Origin of the sequence: Paenibacillus sp. FSL P4-0127 (genome assembly GCF_038007325.1) — a bacterium.
Taxonomy (GTDB): domain Bacteria; phylum Bacillota; class Bacilli; order Paenibacillales; family Paenibacillaceae; genus Fontibacillus; species Fontibacillus macerans.
Genome location: NZ_JBBOWY010000001.1, coordinates 2727470 through 2746343 on the forward strand (window position 1 = coordinate 2727470; position 18874 = coordinate 2746343).

The window sequence follows — 18874 nt, forward strand, 5'->3', positions numbered from 1 at the left end:
AGGACAAAAGGCCTCTTTTTTGCGTTTTGGGACTTTTTTGTTAAGAAAATTTAAAATCCATTCCATTTCCAGCCGATATTAAAGAGGAGAACGTCAGTTATTGTCGAACTATTTACTGACGGAAGTCATACATACCAGTAGTATTAAGGCATGACCTAAAGCCTATTTGGCAGAGGGTGCAACTATTATGAGTGGTGGGTGATCAACATGAGTCTGGTTCCAAAGAACGAGGACCAACAGGCGGACAGCAAGAAAAAAGCGAAAAGCAAGAAAGGGGAGCGGACGGAATCCAAAAAAGGAAACACCGGCAAACCGGGTTTTGACTGGAAAGCGGCGGCGGTTTCGTTGAAGGACAAGCTGCCCAAACAGATTAATCCATCCAAATCGGTTGGCATACGTTTGTTTTTGATTTTCTTCGTGGCGATTATGGTGTTTGTACTAACGATCGGCATTTTGTCTTCCCAGATGGCTAAGGCGACGATCCAGGACAACGCCGAACAAGCGAATTTGCAGACGATTGTGCAGACCTCCCAAAAGCTCGATATCGTTTTGCAAAAATACGAAGAGAATCTGCAGCAAATGTTCCTGGATGACGAAATGCAGAGTGCGATTATGGACGCGTCGTTGTCGGAGGTTTCCGAATATGACCGGTTCACGGCAACGAATAAAATGAGAACTCGTTTGAATACGCTGACATTTTCCACTACGGGCGTTGCCGCCGTTTATATGCTCTCCCCGGACAAGGTCATTGACGATGTCACTTCCGGAAGCGCCGATACGGCTTTCCTGGGCACGGTGCGGGAGCAGCCGTGGTTTGAGGACGTGACCAAATCGTCCAAAACGATGTGGATCAACGTGCCGGAACAAAAAGCGGGCTCCTCCGTGTTCCGTCTCGTAAGATCCGTGCAAAGCGTTAACAGCATGAAGCGGTTCATTCTGATCGCGGACATCAATCTGGAAGTGCTGAACGGTTACCTGCAGGAAGTGAATTTGGGCAAAAACTCCAAGCTGCAAATGGTGAACGACCAAAATATCGTCGTCGGTTCGTCGGCGGCCGGAGATGAAGGCAAAGAATCGGAATTTAAGCTTGGCGAGGCCGCCGCAAACGAGCCTTACGGCAGCTTCCGGACGACCGATGCGAACGGAAACGCCGTTTTGGCTGTGTTCAATACGCAGCAGTCTTCCGGCTGGAAATTGCTCGGCACCGTTGACGCGGGAGAATTGACCCAGAGCGCCAACGCCATTTTGCTGGTTACGATTTTCTCGCTGATTGGCGTCGCCATTATCGCGATTTTGATCGGCATCTGGATGGTGCGGATGATCGCGCATCCGCTGGGCAAATTGAAAAACCTGATGGAGGAAGGTTCCAAAGGGAATTTGAACGTCCGGTTGGAGCTTAAGGTTAAAGATGAAATCGGGCAGTTGGCCGACAGCTTTAACGTGATGATGGAAAATATCACCTCGCTGGTGAAGCAAACCAACAGTTCGGCGCAGGAGGTTCTCGATACCGCTACCGAACTGACGCACGCCTCCAACAAAACGGCGCTTTCTGCCAAGGAGATCGCCATCGCGACGGAGGAGATCGCCAACGGGGCAACCAGCCTGGCGAACGAAGCCGAGCGCGGCAACGAACTGACGGAGAACATTTCCCGGCAAATGGAACGCGTGATTCAAACCAACAAAGAGATGGAAGCATCGGCGCGGCAAGTCGAGAAGTCCAGTCAATTAGGTACCGAATATTTGAACGGCCTTCTGGAAAAAACGAATATCACGGGAGAAATGGTCAATGCCTTGACGGACAAAGTCAATTCTTTGAAAGCAAGCACCAATTCCGTCATGAAAGTGCTTGACGTGATGCAAAACATTACGCAGCAAACGAATATTTTGTCCCTGAATGCGACGATTGAAGCGGCCCGGGCAGGCGCGGCAGGCAAAGGGTTCATGGTTGTTGCCGACGAAATCCGCCAGCTGGCCGAGCAATCGCGCCAATCGATTACGATGGTCGGGGAGATTACCGATACGATTCAAAAGGAAATGAACGAAACGGTCAAAGCGCTCTCGGAAGCGAGCCCCTTGTTCCAGGAGCAAGCCAACTCCGTACAGGAAACCAGCCAGATTTTCGTTTCCGTTCAAGAGCAAATGGAAGGCTTCGTGCGGCATCTCGATTCGGTAACGGCTTCGATCGACGAGTTGAACGAAGCGCAGACGGTGCTGTCGGAAGCGATGAGCAATGTCAGCGCCGTCGCGCAGCAGTCGTCGGCCACCTCCGAAGAAGTGGCTTCGCTCAGCAGCGAGCAGCAAACGGTTGGCGATCAATTGGTGCAGTTGTCGAACAAGCTCGAAAACGTATCGGTCGGCCTGAAAGAATCGCTGTCCAAGTTTACGGTTTAGGCATATTGAACCTAAGCACATACACAGCCCTGCAAATCAGCAGTTGATTTGCGGGGCTGTTTGTTTTTAAGATGTGTCTGCGCTGAATAGCTGTAAAAGATACAGTTATTGATCGGGAAATGGAGCGGGGCGCTTGTTTAGTTGTAATTTGCGCAATTAAATCTGCACGATTCGAAGGTATGGCGCAAGTAATGGGGTGTAGTTGCAGGAAAGGCAATTAAAACGGATGAACCTGTTGCTTCGTTGAGATCTAGTTGTACGTTTTGCAACTATTCCTACGAGCCGCCAGACTGTTGCTGGCATTGTCTGCTGCAGCTGGCACCCGAATTGAAATTGGATATATCCCATAGAGTTGGAAAATAAAATCACTGGTAAGCATAACCGCTAGATTGGATATTTTCCAATGGATGAAGCTCAACAGGATGCAGGACGAGGATACAGGACGAACTTTTCTATTTCAAGCAGCCGCCCCTGGTGTGAACCCGCTTTTCCCAGGAAATAATAAGGGACAAGGGGGGCGAATCATGTCATTATTGCGCAAAAAACGCATTTTTTATATTTTGCTGTTGTTTACGGTCGTGCTTGGCGTGTTTGCCTTGCGGATGGCCTGGATCCAAGCGGCTTCCGCTTTCCGGGCGGCCACCGTCGGCGGCAAGACGATCAACGAGCTGGCCGTGCGGCAGCGGGAAGAAAGCATCGAATTGGACCCGGGAAGAGGCAACTTCCTGGATCGGAACGGCCTTCCATTAACCGGACGGGTAGCCTGGTCGCCGATTCTTTTTCCCGTAAAAGACGTCCCGGACGGAGAAGCGCTGCGTAAATTGGCGGCCTCGCTTGAGGTGACTCCTGCGGAGCTTCGGTCATTGTGGGCCGGATTGCGGAAACCTTATGTTTGGCTTCGGGAGGGGGAGAAGCCGCTACAACTGACCGAAGCGCAGGCAAGCAAGCTGCCCCGGCTTGAAGGGCTGGAAGTGTTGCCTTATGTAACGCGTTATGATTCGGGAATGCGCGGAAATCAGTGGCTGGGTTATGTCGCTCAGCGCCCGGATGTCATCCGGCGGCTGCGCCGGGATCAGCCGCGCACCCCTTTGCCGATGACCCTTCAAGTCGGAGCGGCCGGGCTGGAAAAGACATTTGACCGCTATTTGCGGGGGATCGGCGGTGTGCGAGCCGCTTTTACGGTAGATGGGCAAAAACGGCCGCTGGATGGTTTAGGCACGCGGATCAATGCGAATGGCAGCCGTTATTATCCTTTGCAAATTAAAACGACGGTGGACGAGGGGGTGCAAAGGGGGATCGAACGGCTTGCCGCCGAGATGAATGTCAAGGAAGGAGCCGTCGTCGTTCTCGATGCGGACAATGGGGACATTGTGTCGATGGTTTCTTTGCCGTTTTACGATCCGCGGCATGTGGATCCGAAGCGGCCGGACTGGGCCAACAAAGCGGTAAAAGCAGCGGTTCCGGGGTCGATCTTCAAAACGGTTGTCGCGGCAGCGGCGCTTGAGGAGCATGTTTCCTCCCCGCATGAAACCTTTCATTGCAGCGGACACTATGGAAAATACGGATTGTCCTGCTGGAAGGAAGGCGGTCACGGAACGATTACGCTGGGGGAGGGATATTCCCGTTCCTGCAACATCGTATTTGCAGCGCTGGGGGAAAGGCTGGGACCGGCAAGGATCGCAAAAGCGGCATCCAAGCTTGGGCTTGCCCGCCAGGTAGGCTGGCAGGCCGAACGCTTTCTGGACGGGGACGATCTCAGACAGCTGGATCAGGAGGAAGCGGGAGCCGTTTTTAACGATAGGTCTAAAGTGGACGGAGGCGCGCTTGCCCAGACGGCCATCGGCCAGCGCGATGTGCTTGTCTCTCCGCTCCAGGCGGCCAACTTGGTTGTTACACTGCTGCACCGCGGCCAGGTGACGGCGCCGCGGCTGGTCAGCGAAATCCGGTTTAGGGACGGTTCGCTGCTGGCCGGTTTCCCGGTACAAGCCGCGCCTTCTCCCGCCGGGCAAATTTCGCCCCATACGGCGGACACGCTGCTGTCCTGGATGAGGATGGTGGTAACCGAGGGCACGGGACGCTCGCTAAACCGGGCCAAATGGCCCTTGGCCGGAAAATCCGGGACGGCCCAGGTGCCGAAAGACGGCGTAAACAAGAACCATCAGTGGTTTATCGGATACGGGCCTGCCGATCAGCCCCAATATGCCGTCGCGGTACTGGTCCAAAACCGCCCGGCAGGCTCGGCGCATCAAGCGGCCGAGCTGTTCCGCAGGACGATGGACTTGCTGGCGTCGCGCGGTTCGTAAAGCATGTCCGGTGCTTAAAACCAGACTTTTAGTACTCGTACTTTAAGCCAATGGCGCAAAAACTTCCCTGAGCTTTCCCCAAAAAAGTACGCCTAAACCGGCGGGGGATATGATAAAATAATGTAGATGCTATGCTAAAAAGCATGCCAAAGTCATTGATCATTGAAAAGTGGGGAAAGCATATGGAGACTTTGCTGCTATGGTTGTTTTATATTTCAACGCTGTACGCTTTTATACCCGGATTAATTACCCGGATTTTCGGGTTTCGCGTATTCAAGCATGGGAGCAACGAGAAGCAATTCGCGCTGACTTTCGATGACGGCCCTGATCCGAGATATACGCCGCAGTTGCTTGACTTGTTGAAGCGTTTCGGAGCCAAGGCCACTTTTTTCGTCGTCGGTACGAACGCGGAGAAGTATCCCGAATTACTGAAACGGATGCATGAAGAGGGCCATTTGATCGGGACCCATAATTACGTCCATAAAACCAATTGGCTGATGGGGCCCGCCGCCGTAAAAAAACAAATCCAAAAAACGAACAAAATCATTTACGATGCCACCGGAGTCCGGTCTCATTATTACCGCCCGCCATGGGGGATCGTGAATTTGTTCGATTTCGCGGGCCGGGGCGATACGCAAATCGTGTTGTGGTCGGCGATGTTTAGCGATTGGCGCGTCAAAGTCGGCGCGAATCGGTTAACGGAGCGAATGATGAGGAAGCTTCGCGGCGGAGAAATATTTCTGCTTCACGATTGCGGCGCTACGTTGGGAGCAAACAGCGATGCGCCGCGGGAAATGTTGGTCGCTCTGGAACGGGTGCTGCAGGAAGCCCAGCGGCGGGGACTGCAAAGCATCCGGATCGATGAAATGATCCAAGAGACGGAGGCTGCACGCCAGATGAAAAGAAAAGCGAAGCCAGTGACGAAGGAGGCGGAACTCGGACGGAAGAAGCCGGCATCCATATCCGGATTCAAAAGATGCATCGTTGCGCTGTGGCTTTTGTGGGAGAAATTGTTCCATTTCGTTTTTCAGCTTAAGGTCGTCGATGAGCACAATCCGATTCTGCATTTTCGGGAAGCGACCTATCATGGCAAACCGGTGGCCATGACCGGAGGAACGTCTTTGGAGCAGGGAGACCGGATATTGGAACTTCATCTCGATAATAAGACCTTGTTTCAGTACAGCACGCGCGCCAGATCTTCGGTCCAGCTTGCGATCCAAATGATCCGCGCCATGGAGAAATCGTTGCCCCGGTTAGCGGAATACGTAACCGCCCATCCGGAACTGAACGACGTTAAGGCCTTGTACGGCGTAACTATGATCAACCGGGGACCGGAGCAGTTTGGTTTTACCGTCACGGACTTGCCCAAAGGCTGGTTTGCCCGTTCCTCCCAGGTTTATTTGAAATTATTGATGAGTGTTGTTCATCCGGAGGGGAGTTCGAGGTTAAAGCAGCATACGGAAGAGATGGTTCCAAAGCTGATCGTGATGCCGATTGACTATTTGATCAGTGAATTTATGGATTCCGGGCACCGCCGCCACCGTTTGGCCAAAGAGCAGCACGCCGCGGCGGAGGAAGATGAGAGGGCATTGCGTACAACGCTGCCTTGCAATTAAACCAAACGTTCCGTTATAACATCAAGAAGCCGTCCCGAGCAGGCTTGAAGCTGCTTTTGGGGACGGCTTCTTGAGTAGATAGACAAGTGCATATTCTGGCTTGCAATCCCGCACGGGATCATGTACACTGAAAATAATTAGATTATCTAATCAATTGGCGGAGGTGATTAAATGAGAAGAAAAATCGAGCAGGACTACTCAAAAGAGCAGCAATTGCCTAGACTGGGCATTTCACCGTACTTGGAGTTGATGAAGAAGTCCGTTTCAAGCGATCTAACCGAGAAAGCGCATATCGGTTTATTATTATTATGGATCAGCGACAATATTCAAGATTTAGTCGACCTGAAGCTGGAGCCGTATGGGATCACGGAAAGCAAGCTGGACCTTCTGCTGTTGCTGACCTTACATTCCAATGACAAAGCCGCTTCCCCGACTCCGTCTGCGCTTGCCAGCCGGCTCGGGATTCGCCGGGCTTCGGCAACCGCGCTGCTGGACTGGCTGGAAAAAAGAAACTGGGTCAAACGCACGGTTAATACGGACAATCGCAGAATGGTTCATGTTGAAATAACCGAGGAGGGACGGCGGCTCGTCCGGCAAGTTTTACCGGAATTTTGGACGGTGCTCGCCTCTTTGATGAGCGATATGACTCATGAAGAGCAACAAGTATTGCTGAAATTATTCGGGAAAATGAATACCAGTTTGGAAAAACGCTTGGGAGTCGGAAGATAATTTTTTTTTAAACTCATAGTTAGATTATCTAATCATTATCGTTAATAAAAGGAGAAGTTCCGAAATGAATCATTTATCTGTCAAACAGCATCCTTATTCATTAATGACCGCATTATTGAGTTGGTCCGGGATGGTGGTCATGTGCAGCTTGTATGTCACTATTCCGCTCATCGATCTGTTCGCGGACTTGTTTCAAGTATCTGCCACGCGAGCCGCTGCGGCCGGCAGTATTTTCTCGCTCGGTTTTGCCGCCGGCTGCCTGGTTTACGGCGCCTTGTCCGACAGATACGGACGCAAACAGGTGATTCTGACCGGCATGATCGCACTGACGCTGATTTCGCTTATATTGGGGCTCGTGCACAATTTCGCCGGACTCCTGGTGTTGCGCGCTTTGCAAGGTGCCGCGGCCGCCACTTTCTCGCCGGTGGCCCTGGCTTACGCGGTGGAGATGTTCCCTGCCGAACGGCGCGTCTCTACGATCGGATTCATCAGTACAGGCTTTCTTGTCGCCGGCATTGCCGGGCAATTGATTAGCAGCCTGCTCAGCCAGACTTACGGGTGGAATGCGGTTTTCCTGCTTCTGTCCACGATTTACGCTTTGACGGCTATACTGACTTGGTTGCTGCTGCCGAAAGGCGAGATTCACCATTCTCACGCCGGGATTTGGGAGCCGATCAAGCATATCGGCAAAGTTTTCGCCAAAAAACGTCTCCTGCTCTGCTATCTCGTCGCTTTCGTCTTGTTGATGTCGTTTGTGGGAATGTACACCATGTTGGGGGCCTATGTAAGCTGGGCACCGTTTGAGCTGAAACCGGGGCAAATTTTGCTGGTACGGGCGTTCGGTGTGCTCGGTATGATTTTGTCGCCCTTTGCCGGCAAGCTTGCCAAACGTTTGGGCACCAGGGCTGTATTGCGGAGCGGATTGTTGATGGCCATAGTTGGAATGGCTGCGCTGGGACTGATCTCAAACTTGCCGTTGCTAGTGGTCATGACCATCGTGTTCGTCGCGGGAATCGCCATCGCTGTGCCGTCATTAGTATCGCTCGTCGGCAGTCTGAGCGGCAACTTACGGGGAATCGCCGTTTCGATGTATACCTTTATTTTGTTTGCCGGAACAAGCATTGGCCCGGTTCTCGCTCTGCAATTTATAAGAGCCGGCAGTTTTGCGGTGTCGTTCGCACTTTTTGCATTGGTGCTGGGGATCGGGCTAATCGCCGCGCTCCTGCTTGACCGCGAAACCGATGAAAGCCCGCAGCCCGCAAACAAATGATCCCGCTGATCAAAAAGCAAAAACCGCCGGAGCGGGTGCTCCGGCGGTTTTCCGATGCGGACAAAACGAAATCAAGTCAATCAGATCTTCATGACGCCGCCGGAGCTGGCGTTGGTGACGAGCTTGGAATAACGGGCCAGATAGCCGGTTTTCACCTTCGGCTCAAAGCCTTTCCAGTTCGCTTTGCGGCGGGCCATTTCCTCTTCGCTGACATGAAGCTCGATTTTGCGGTTGTTCAGATCGAGCTCGATGATATCGCCGTCTTCCACGAAAGCGATCGGACCGCCTTCAGCGGCTTCCGGCGAAATGTGGCCGATGCTGATGCCGCGGGAGGCCCCGGAGAAGCGGCCGTCGGTGATCAGGCCGACTTTGGCGCCCAGGCCCATCCCGACGATTTGCGATGTCGGAGCGAGCATTTCCGGCATACCCGGACCGCCTTTCGGCCCTTCGTAGCGGATGACGACGACGCAGCCTTCCTTGACTTTGCCGTTGGCGATGCCTTCCAAAGCTTCCTCTTGGGAATCAAAGCAGATCGCGGGTCCTTTATGATAACCGCCGACGGAAGGATCCACGGCGCCGACTTTAATGACCGAGCCTTCCGGAGCCAGGTTGCCGTACAGGATCGCCAGGCCGCCTTTTTCCGAATAGGGTTTGTCGATCGGATGGATGACGCTGTGGTCGAGGATTTCACAACCCTCAACGTTTTCCGCGATCGTTTTTCCGGTGACGGTGATTTGATCGCCGAAGATCGCTCCAGGTTTCTTGAGCAGTTCGTGGAGCACGGCGCTCACTCCGCCGGCACGCTGCACGTCTTCGATAAAAATATCGGATGCCGGGGCCAGCTTGGCGATATGCGGCACGCGGTTGGCCACTTCGTTGATACGCTCCAGCGGGTAATCGACTCCGGCTTCCTGGGCCAAAGCGAGCGTATGCAGGACGGTATTGGTGGAACCGCCCATTGCCATATCCAGGGCGAACGCGTTGTCGATCGATTCTTTGGTCACGATATCGCGCGGTTTAAGATCCAGCTTGATCAGTTCCATCAGTTGGGTCGCGGACTTCCGCACGAAATCGCGGCGTTCTTCGGAAACGGCCAGAATCGTGCCGTTCCCCGGAAGCGCCAGGCCAAGAGCTTCGGCCAGACAGTTCATCGAGTTGGCGGTGAACATGCCGGAGCAGGAGCCGCAGGTAGGACAGCCGTACTGTTCAAGTTCCAGCAGTTCGCTGTCGTCGATTTTGCCGGATTGGTAAGCCCCCACGCCTTCGAAAACGGAAGTCAGAGAAAGCTTGCGGCCTTTGCTGTCCACGCCGGCCTTCATCGGGCCGCCGCTGACGAAGATGGTCGGAATGTTGACGCGCAGCGCGCCCATCATCATGCCCGGGGTAATTTTGTCGCAGTTGGGAATGCAGACCATGCCGTCAAACCAGTGTGCGGAAACGACGGTTTCCAGGGAATCGGCGATGATTTCCCGGCTCGGCAGGGAGTAACGCATCCCGATATGCCCCATCGCAATACCGTCATCCACGCCGATCGTGTTGAATTCAAACGGAACACCGCCCGCCTCACGGATGGCCTCTTTTACGATTTTGCCGAATTCTTGCAGATGCACATGCCCGGGAACGATATCGATATAAGAGTTGCACACCGCGATAAACGGTTTGCCGAAATCTTCTTCCTTGACGCCCGCCGCCCGCAGCAAGCTGCGGTGAGGCGCCCGGTCGAAGCCTTTTTTGATCATGTCAGAACGCATTTTCTTGGTTGTCATGATGCCTATCCCCCCCATGATGGTTTAGATTTTGTAGCTTTACACCGCTAAAGGTTTTCTCTAAAGTCTATCACAAGTAGTTATCTTTTTCTAGCGGGGATCACAGGGAGCAGAACGAAGGAAAAGCCGGGCTTGCTCCCGCGAAAACAAGAAATCCCCGAATTTTTTCGGGGACTTCGTAAAAATAGCAGCTTTTAATAGCTTTTGCTGCGGGAAACGCCGCCTTTGCGGCCGATATTGCGGTAAAATTCTTTATCGTGCTTTTGGGAGGTGGCTTCGCCGCCCTTTTGGCCGATTTCCTGGTAAAATTCCTTGCTGTGCGATTTGGAGGTGGCTTCGCCCCCTTTTTGACCGATTTCCTGGTAAAATTGTTTGCCGTGGGTTTTGGCGGTGGCTAGACCTCCCAAACGTCCTGCTTCTTCACGAGTCATTTTCCTTCCATTCCTTGCCATGTAATCCCTCCTAATCTGGTTGGTAAATAAATGGTATGATTTATTTACCACAGATTTGCCTTTTGAAACGAATTGTGACAGGAAATAAGGCCATGTTCTCGGTTATGCGCATAAAAAGCGGACTGTGGGCCTATGAATGTTTGCCCGTTGCGCCTACTTGGCGAAAGGCCCGGCGTTCCAGTTTCAGCAGCCAGGATACCGGCGGCTCGATAAGCGGGGAGCTGCATATCCGCACCCAGCGGCGGGTGAGCAGCCAAGTCAGCGCCACGGCTCCGGCCACGACGCCGAGGGCGGCAGGCAGGCTCCGCACGGCGGCATAAAGCGGGGAAACCGCAGCCAGGCGGACGATAAATCCGTGCAGCAGGAATACGTAGAGGGTATGGCGTCCCATCTCGGTGACTTTGCTCTTTTTTGCCGGAACAAATCCCCAAAAAACGATTCCCGCAAACAGCTGCAGCGGATAGAGCAGCAAGCGGAAAACGCCGGCGTACCATTCCGGATGCCCGAGCTGGCCGTAGGTCATGCTGCCGTACAGCCATCCGGGGGCGATATCCGCTCCGCCGAGGGCGATCAGGCCAAACCAAGCAAGCGACAGGGCGATGGCGGCAAGCCGGACTTTCCGGGTGAGCAGACGTTCCATACGTTCAAACGAAAAATGATAGCCTGCGATAAAAAAGGGCAGGTAGACAAATGTGCGCGACAGGCTCAGCCAGCTTCCGTCCACGGGCAGATAGCCGGCCAGCACGGCCAGCGCGATCGAGAAGGCCAACTGGTGAAGCGCGGGCCATTTGCGCAGCATAAGCTGCATCAGACGCCAGCCCAAATGGCTGGCCAGGAACCAGAGCAGCAGATAAGGGGCGAAAAAGGAGCGGTGGATGCCGTTTACGTGAAACACTGCAGCATCCAGCAAGGAATAAAGGCTTTGGAAAATGACGTATTGCAGCCCGATCTGAAGCAGCCCCTTGCGCCCGGCCTCGCCAAGCAAATTCGCTTTGGCAAAATACCCCGTCACGAACACGAACAAAGGCATATGAAAAGTAAAAATCCACGTGTATAGCCAGGCCATGCCGCCGATCCGCCCCATCAGGGGTTCGATGGCGTTGCCGACGAACACGCAGACGATCAGCAGAAAGCGCAGGTTTAGAAAAAACGTCTCGCCTCGAGGGGTAATGCCGGTTTCCGTCATGTCGTTTGCCTCCTCCTCATTCCCGCTAGAAACTCAAAATTTTAAATATATAACTCAAGTATTAAGGTACGATGTTTACCGGGAAAACTTTGTGATAGAAATCACAATGGAAAGCGCTGCCACTTGCTGCAATTATGTCGAACTGATGAACCCCGGCGCCAAAATGGTATAATGGAATATATCACCATGGATTTCCGGAAGGTTGGGGTGCGGATGGCGAATATTCAGGCGGCGGGGCGCCTTGTCCCTTGCCGGGGCATACTGTTTGACAAAGACGGCACGCTGCTCGATTTCATGGCGCTTTGGGGAAGCTGGGCGGAGACGCTGACCGGCTTCGTGGAGCGGGAGTTGGAGACGCTGGGAGCCGCAGGCCTGTTCAACAAAACGGCGGCGCTTGGACTGCGGCTGGACGAGGCGAACCGCGTCAGCGGGTACGACCGCACCGGTCCGGTCGCGATGGGCACGGAGGAGGAAGTCACCGCGCTTCTGGCCGGCCCGCTTTATGCCGCGGGCGTTCCCTGGAACGATGCGGTAAGCCGGGTGCGGGAGTTCAACGCGGCGGCGCTGGCGCAGCTCAAGCGGCGGCGGGAGGCGCGGCCGCTGCCGGGCTTGCGCGAGTTCCTCGACGCTTGCCGGGAAGCGGGGCTTGCGCTGGCGGTGGTCACTTCCGACACGACGGCGGAAGCTCTGGAGCATCTGGAATGGATGGGCCTGCGCGAGCGGTTTGGCAGCGTGGTCGGCCGCGACCGGGCCCTCCGCGGGAAACCCGATCCGGACATGGCGCTTCTGGCCTGCCGCGAGCTGGGCATTTCCCCGGCGGAGGCCGTGGTCATCGGCGACAGCAACGCCGACATGCAGATGGGCAAGCGGGCCGGCGCCGGGCTGACCGTCGGGCTGGCCGCTGCGGAGGACGGGGCGCCGCCGGGGACAGCTTATTTGCGGGATGCGGACGTGATCGTTTCCGGTTATCGGGAACTCTCGGTGCGCTAAGGCGGCGCGAGCAAAATTTAAGGAGGAATTCAATGCGATGAACAGTGAAACGCAAACGGAGCGGCTGGCGTCCTGGGTGAAGGAAAGCGGCCGTATCGTGTTTTTCGGCGGTGCCGGCATTTCCACGGAAAGCGGGATTCCCGATTTCCGTTCGGCGGCGGGCATCTACCAAACGGAGAAGGATTCGCCCTATTCCCCGGAGGAGATATTGAGCCGCCGCTTTTTCGACCGGCATCCGGAGGTGTTTTTTGACTTCTACAAATCGAAAATGATCCATCCCGAAGCCCGGCCGAACCCGGCCCATCTCTTTCTCGCCGACCTGGAGCGCGCGGGGAAGCTGGATGCGGTCATTACGCAAAACATCGACGGTTTGCATCAGCTGGCGGGCAGCCGCAAGGTGCTGGAGCTGCACGGGTCCATTCACCGCAATATGTGCATGACATGCGGCCGCCGCTACACGCTGGATGAGATCATGAGCGGAAAAGAGACGGTTCCCCGCTGCGAATGCGGCGGCATTATCAAACCGGACGTCGTCTTGTACGGTGAAAGTTTGGACAACGAGGTCATCGAGGCGGCGGTGTCCGCCATCGCTGCGGCCGATCTGCTGCTGATCGGGGGAACGTCTTTGACGGTGCAGCCCGCGGCTCATTTGGTCACTTATTTCCGCGGGGACAAAACGGTGCTCGTCAACGCCTCATCCACCGCTTACGACCAGCGGGCCGATCTGCTGATCACGGAACCGATCGGCGCCGTATTCGGCGAAGTGGGCAGACATCTTGGGCTGCGTTAGCGGCAAGCCCCATCTTTTCACGGATGAGAGGATGGGGCTTTTTTGGGTTCGGCCTGGACCGCCCCCGTCACGGCCTTGCGGTATTCGCTCGGCGATTCGTGATGAAAGCGGCGGAACTGCCGGGAGAAATACAGCGGGTCGGTCAGCCCGACGGAGGCGGCGATCTGCTCGATCGACAGCTCCGTCCGCTCCCGCAGCAGCTGGCGGGATTTATCGATGCGCAGCTTCAGCAGATAGGTGACGGGGGTCAAGCCGGTCGCTTTTTTGAAAATACGCGATAAATACGCCCGGTTATAGCCAAGGGAGGAGCACATCTGCTCGATCGATACCGGGTGCGCATATTGGCTCGACATATAATGAATCATTTGTTTGACGATGCGCTGGACCCCGGATTCGCCGGACGGGTGCGGCGATTCCTTCGCCAGGGCTTCCTGGGCCTCGGCCATCAAGAGATGCAGCAGGCCGAGCGACAGCAGGTGCGAGCTTGGCTTTTTCGCCTGGAAAGCCTGCAGCGCGCTTTGCAGAATCCCGGGGATTTTGCTGCCCGCGCCTTGGCGGAGCACCGGAAGCTCGGGCGTCAGGCCGGCCCGGAGGACCAGTTCCGCGGCTTTGTCTCCGGTAAAGGCGATCCAGCGGTAGCGCCACGGCTCGGACAGATCGGAGCCATAGCTGACAAGCTGCTCGGGGTGAATCAGGAAGCAGTCCCCTTCGTTTAAGTCGAAGGCGGCGAATTCCGTGCGGAAGTTTCCTTTGCCGCTCTCGACGAAGTGCAGCAGAAAATAATCGTATACTTTGGGGCCCAGCCGGTGGTCGGCGCGCGTTTGGCTTTCGCCTGCAAACAAGACGTGCAGGTCGCCGGATTCATAAATCTCGGGATTGGCCGCCGCGCTGTAGGTTTCTTGTTTATTTTGCATCATATCGGCTCTTCTCCTTTAACAAGGAAGTTCAAAAAGTCATCTTTTGAAGATATAAGAAAGAATAGACGTTCAAGTATCAGCTTCCTTATATCGCAATATCGCAAGAAAAACTACCGCTAATCGCGGTCTGGCTTCCTAGAAAATACTTCGATAGAAGTTTTTCTTAGAACACGCATTTTACTGTCCCCATTTTAACCGGAAAAGTCACATTTATCTATATAGAACTCGCAAAGATGCATTATCAAAGCGGAGCGTTTTCATTATACTGAGAACAAGAAGTACAGATTCTTTGACGATGGGGTGTACGTTGATGAAGAAACAGGAAATGGAACAATTGTTTATATCCAAATACGGCGAAAGCGCGGAGCCGCTGCGCATCTTCAACGCGCCGGGACGCGTCAACCTGATCGGCGAGCATATCGACTACAACGGAGGATACGTATTTCCCGCGGCGCTGGAGTTCGGCACCACGCTGGCGCTGCGCAAACGCGCCGACCGCAAAGTGTCATTTGCTTCCATGAATTTGCCTTATGCGGCGGAGCTTGATTTGGATCAGCTCGGCAAGGAGAAATCGGGCGAATGGATCGATTACCCGGTCGGCATTATCCTGGAGCTGGAGAAGCTCGGCGCCCGGCTCAGCGGCGGTTACGACCTGCTGTTCCAAGGCGAAATCCCGAACGGTTCGGGCCTGTCCTCCTCTGCTTCGCTTGAAGTGGTGACGGCCTACGCGCTGCTCAGCATGGAAGGAAAAGAAACCGATACGGTGGAAATCGCCCGCTTGTCCCAACGGGTGGAAAACGGCTATGTCGGCGTCAACAGCGGCATCATGGACCAGTTTGCGGTGGCGAACGGGGCGAAGGATCACGCGATCCTGCTGATGTGCGATACGCTGGAATATAAGCTCGTTCCGTTCCGGACGGGGGCCTACAAGCTTATCATCAGCAATACGAAAAAACGGCGCGGGCTGGTCGATTCGAAATACAACGAACGGCGTTCGCAGTGCGACGCGGCGCTGGAGATTTTGCGGAAGCGCGAGCCCGGGCTGGAGTACCTGGCGCATTTGCAGCCGGAGCAGCTCAACGAGTGGCGGGGGGATTTTCCGGACGAGGTGCTGTTCAACCGGGCCAAACACGTGGTGGAAGAAAACGCGCGCGTGCTGAAATCGGTCGACGCTCTGACCGCCAACGATCTGAAAGCCTTCGGCGAGCTGATGAACGCTTCGCACGATTCGCTGCGAGACCTGTATGAAGTCAGCTGCCTGGAGCTGGACGTGATGGTGGAAGAAGCGCGCAAAATCGAGGGAACGCTGGGCGCGCGGATGACCGGAGCCGGGTTTGGCGGCTGCACCGTGTCCCTCGTGCATGAGGACGCGGTGGACCGGTTCCTGGCCGAGGTCGGCAAAGCTTATCTTGAGCGGACCGGTATCGAAGGCGAGTTCTACGTTTGCGGCGTGGGCGACGGTGTGCATGAAATGAAAGGGGAGAACTAATCATGGCGATTTTGGTTACGGGCGGAGCGGGTTATATCGGCTCGCATACGGTGGCGGCGCTGCTGGAGCAAGGCAAGGAGGTTGTCGTCATCGACAATCTGCAGACCGGACACCGCGGAGCTTTGCTGGGCGGCAAGCTGTACGAAGGGGATTTGCGGGACAAGGAGCTGCTGAAACGGCTGTTCTCCGAAAACGACATCGAGGCGGTCATTCATTTTGCCGCCAACTCCCTGGTCGGGGAAAGCATGAAGGACCCGGTCAAATATTTCGACAACAACGTTTACGGCACGCTGTGCCTGCTCGATGCGATGAATCAGGCGAACGTGCGCAAAATCGTCTTTTCTTCCACGGCGGCGACCTACGGTGAACCGGAAAAAGTGCCGATCGAAGAAAGCGACAAAACCGAGCCGACCAACGTGTACGGTGAAACGAAGCTGACGATGGAGCGGATGATGGCCTGGTTCGACCAGGTGCTCGGAATCAAATACGTATCGCTGCGCTACTTTAACGCCGCAGGCGCCCACGAAAGCGGGAAAATCGGCGAAGACCACCGCCCGGAAAGCCACCTGATTCCGCTCATTATTCAGGCGGTTTTGGGGCAGCGCCCGTCGATCCAAGTGTTCGGCGACGATTACAATACGCCGGACGGCACCTGCGTCCGCGACTACATCCATGTCGGCGATCTGGCGGACGCCCATCTGCGGGCGGTCGACTACCTGCAGCGCGGCGGGGACAGCAACGTGTTTAACCTCGGCAACGGGCAGGGATTTTCGGTCAAAGAAGTAATCGAAACGGTTAAAAGCGTGACCGGCCGCGATTTTCCGGTCGTGATCAGCCCGCGCCGCGCCGGCGACCCGGCGGTGTTGATCGCCTCTTCCGACAAGGCCCGCAGCGTGCTTGGCTGGCAGCCTTCGCGGGGCAAGCTGGAGGACATTATCGAGAGCGCCTGGGCTTGGCACAGCAATCATCCGGACGGCTATAACGACAACTAAGGGGTGAGTTAAGCGATGGGAGTAGACGAGAGAAACCGGCTGGACGTTTTGCACGCGCTCGAACGGCTGGTCCATTACGCGCTGGAGCAAGGCATGATCGATTGGTGGGACGTCGATTACTCGCGCAACCGGCTGCTGGAGCTGTTTTCTTTTGACGAGCCGTTCGCCGGAACGGTGGCGGAGGAGCCCCTGTCCGGGCCGCAGGAGCCGCTGGAAATTTTGATCGACTACGGCTTTGCCATCGGGCTGATCCCGGAAAATACCGCGACGTACCGCGATTTGCTGGACGCCAGGATTATGGGCCTGTTGATGCCGCGCCCTTCCGAGACGATCGCCGCTTTCCGCAAAACGCAAAGCGAACAAGGAATCGCCGCCGCGACGAACGCGTTCTACAAGCTGTCGGTGGACAGCAACTACATCCGGATGGACAGGGTGCGGCAAAATATTTATTGGAACCAGCCTACGCCTTACGGCGAGATGGAGATTACGATCAATCTGTCCAAGCCGGAAAAAAATCCGCAAGAGATCGCCATGGCCAAGCTGCTGCCGCCTCCCGTGTATCCGAAATGCCAGCTCTGCCGCGAAAACGTCGGCTATGCGGGACGGCTCAACCACCCGGCCCGGCAAAACCTGCGCGTCATTCCGCTGGAATTGAACGGGGAACCGTGGTTTTTCCAATATTCGCCTTACGTGTATTATAACGAGCACTGCATCGTGTTCCATCACGACCATGTGCCGATGAAGCTAACCCGGGAGACATTTAAACGGCTGCTCGATTTTACGGCCCTGTTCCCGCATTACTTCATCGGCTCCAACGCGGATTTGCCGATCGTCGGCGGTTCGATTTTGACCCATGATCATTTTCAGGGAGGGCGCCATACGTTCCCGCTGGAAAAAGCGCCGATCGAAGCGGCCTTCGCCCATCCGGATTTTTCCGGCGTAACGGCCGGCATGGTGAAATGGCCGATGTCGGTACTGCGTTTGCAAGGCCGCGATCCCGGCGTGCTTCTCGAAGCGATGGACGATCTGTACGAGAAGTGGAAAGCCTACAGCGACCCTGACGCCGCGATCCGGGCGTTTAGCGAACAGGACGGGCAAAGCGTGCCGCACAATACGGTGACCCCGATCGTACGCCGCAGCGCGGACGGCGGTTTTGAAGCCGATATCGTGCTGCGGAACAACCGGACGGACGAACTGCATCCGGAGGGGATCTTCCATCCGCACCGGGAAATGCACCATATCAAAAAAGAAAACATCGGTTTGATCGAGGTCATGGGGCTGGCGATTTTGCCGGGGCGGCTGAAGGAAGAGCTGGCGCAGATCGCCGGCATCCTATGCGGGGACAAGGCCCTGTATGATCAGACCGTAACCGACCCGAACGCCCGTTTGGCGGTGCACGCCGACTGGGTGAAGGAGCTGGTTGACCGGTTTGGAACCTCGCTGACCCGGGATGCGGCCGCTGCGCTGCTGCGTGACGAGGTCGGGCGCAAGTTCTCGGAAATCCTGGGGCATGCCGGCGTGTTTAAGACGACGGAAGCCGGGCGGGCGGCTTTTGAACGTTTCGTCGCCTCGGCGGGTTACCGGAAACAGTAGCATAGGTTTATTCAGAGATGCGTGAGGGGGCGGCCCGGGCAAGCATGTGGCTTGGGCCGGCCCCCATTTTTATTTATTCGCGCGACTTATGCGGTGCGAAAATCGGCGGTGGAGGTAAGCTCAATCTTGAAATCGGCGAAATTGCGAATCTGTAAAGTCGCGAAATTGCAAAGTCTGCAAAAATGCGAGTCTGCAAGTCTGCTAAGTTTGCTAAGTTTGCTAAGTCTGATAAGTCTGCGAAATGTGCAAAGTCCGGGAATGTGCAAAGTCTGTGAAATCTGCAAAGTCTGCGAAATGTGCGAAATCTGCGTTTGCTAGCCGGTTACTGGAATGATCGACCGCCGGCCGTCGTAATAGCGGCAAATTATGTGCTTATTACTCCAAACCCCA

General features: G+C 55.3%; 13 protein-coding genes and 1 pseudogene. 10 read left to right on the top strand and 4 right to left on the bottom strand.

The window, feature by feature from the left end; genetic code table 11:
- Positions 1–207 precede the first annotated feature (207 nt).
- The 5 genes from NYE74_RS12305 to NYE74_RS12325 all read left to right on the top strand — a co-directional run bounded on the left by NYE74_RS12305 (position 208) and on the right by NYE74_RS12325 (position 8309).
- Positions 208–2391 (top strand): methyl-accepting chemotaxis protein, encoded by a 2184-nt coding sequence (locus tag NYE74_RS12305; RefSeq protein WP_036620694.1) that lies wholly within the window; start codon positions 208–210, stop codon positions 2389–2391.
- 524 nt (positions 2392–2915) lie between these two features.
- Positions 2916–4694: a peptidoglycan D,D-transpeptidase FtsI family protein gene (locus NYE74_RS12310; protein ID WP_036620696.1), complete on the top strand. Its 1779-nt coding sequence runs from the start codon at positions 2916–2918 to the stop codon at positions 4692–4694.
- Between the two features lie 182 nt (positions 4695–4876).
- Positions 4877–6310 (top strand): polysaccharide deacetylase family protein, encoded by a 1434-nt coding sequence (locus tag NYE74_RS12315; RefSeq protein ID WP_326045501.1) that lies wholly within the window; start codon positions 4877–4879, stop codon positions 6308–6310.
- A 171-nt stretch (positions 6311–6481) separates the two neighbouring features.
- Positions 6482–7039, top strand: coding sequence for a MarR family winged helix-turn-helix transcriptional regulator (locus NYE74_RS12320; RefSeq protein WP_036620700.1), 558 nt, complete (start codon positions 6482–6484; stop codon positions 7037–7039).
- Between the two features lie 64 nt (positions 7040–7103).
- Positions 7104–8309 (top strand): MFS transporter, encoded by a 1206-nt coding sequence (locus NYE74_RS12325; protein ID WP_227872841.1) that lies wholly within the window; start codon positions 7104–7106, stop codon positions 8307–8309.
- Positions 8310–8389: 80 nt separating this feature from the next.
- On the opposite strand, the gene ilvD is transcribed toward NYE74_RS12325, so the two are convergent.
- From ilvD to NYE74_RS12340, 3 genes and pseudogenes are all read right to left on the bottom strand, one after another.
- Positions 8390–10075: a dihydroxy-acid dehydratase gene (ilvD, locus tag NYE74_RS12330; protein WP_036620704.1), complete on the bottom strand. Its 1686-nt coding sequence runs from the start codon at positions 10073–10075 to the stop codon at positions 8390–8392.
- Positions 10076–10272: 197 nt separating this feature from the next.
- Positions 10273–10527 (bottom strand): annotated as a pseudogene (locus tag NYE74_RS12335) (KGG domain-containing protein); the annotation flags it as partial.
- Positions 10528–10657: 130 nt separating this feature from the next.
- On the bottom strand, positions 10658–11713 hold the full coding sequence (locus tag NYE74_RS12340; RefSeq protein ID WP_036620708.1) for an acyltransferase family protein: 1056 nt from the start codon (positions 11711–11713) through the stop codon (positions 10658–10660).
- A gap of 213 nt (positions 11714–11926) precedes the next feature.
- Between NYE74_RS12340 and NYE74_RS12345 the strand changes: the two genes are divergently transcribed.
- Positions 11927–12703: an HAD family hydrolase gene (locus NYE74_RS12345; protein ID WP_124332625.1), complete on the top strand. Its 777-nt coding sequence runs from the start codon at positions 11927–11929 to the stop codon at positions 12701–12703.
- A gap of 37 nt (positions 12704–12740) precedes the next feature.
- Positions 12741–13493, top strand: coding sequence for an NAD-dependent protein deacylase (locus NYE74_RS12350; protein ID WP_124332585.1), 753 nt, complete (start codon positions 12741–12743; stop codon positions 13491–13493).
- Positions 13494–13510: 17 nt separating this feature from the next.
- On the opposite strand, the gene NYE74_RS12355 is transcribed toward NYE74_RS12350, so the two are convergent.
- Positions 13511–14407 (bottom strand): AraC family transcriptional regulator, encoded by an 897-nt coding sequence (locus tag NYE74_RS12355; protein WP_051985833.1) that lies wholly within the window; start codon positions 14405–14407, stop codon positions 13511–13513.
- 313 nt (positions 14408–14720) lie between these two features.
- On the opposite strand from NYE74_RS12355, the gene NYE74_RS12360 reads away from it, so the two are divergent.
- Genes NYE74_RS12360 through NYE74_RS12370 form a run of 3 tightly spaced genes read left to right on the top strand, consistent with a single transcriptional unit; the run spans position 14721 to position 18484 of the window.
- Complete coding sequence (locus tag NYE74_RS12360; protein WP_036620712.1) at positions 14721–15899, top strand: galactokinase; 1179 nt, start codon at positions 14721–14723, stop codon at positions 15897–15899.
- Between the two features lie 2 nt (positions 15900–15901).
- Complete coding sequence (galE, locus tag NYE74_RS12365) at positions 15902–16891, top strand: UDP-glucose 4-epimerase GalE (RefSeq protein WP_240752010.1); 990 nt, start codon at positions 15902–15904, stop codon at positions 16889–16891.
- A 15-nt stretch (positions 16892–16906) separates the two neighbouring features.
- Positions 16907–18484: a UDP-glucose--hexose-1-phosphate uridylyltransferase gene (locus tag NYE74_RS12370; protein WP_316560988.1), complete on the top strand. Its 1578-nt coding sequence runs from the start codon at positions 16907–16909 to the stop codon at positions 18482–18484.
- Positions 18485–18874: the final 390 nt, after the last annotated feature.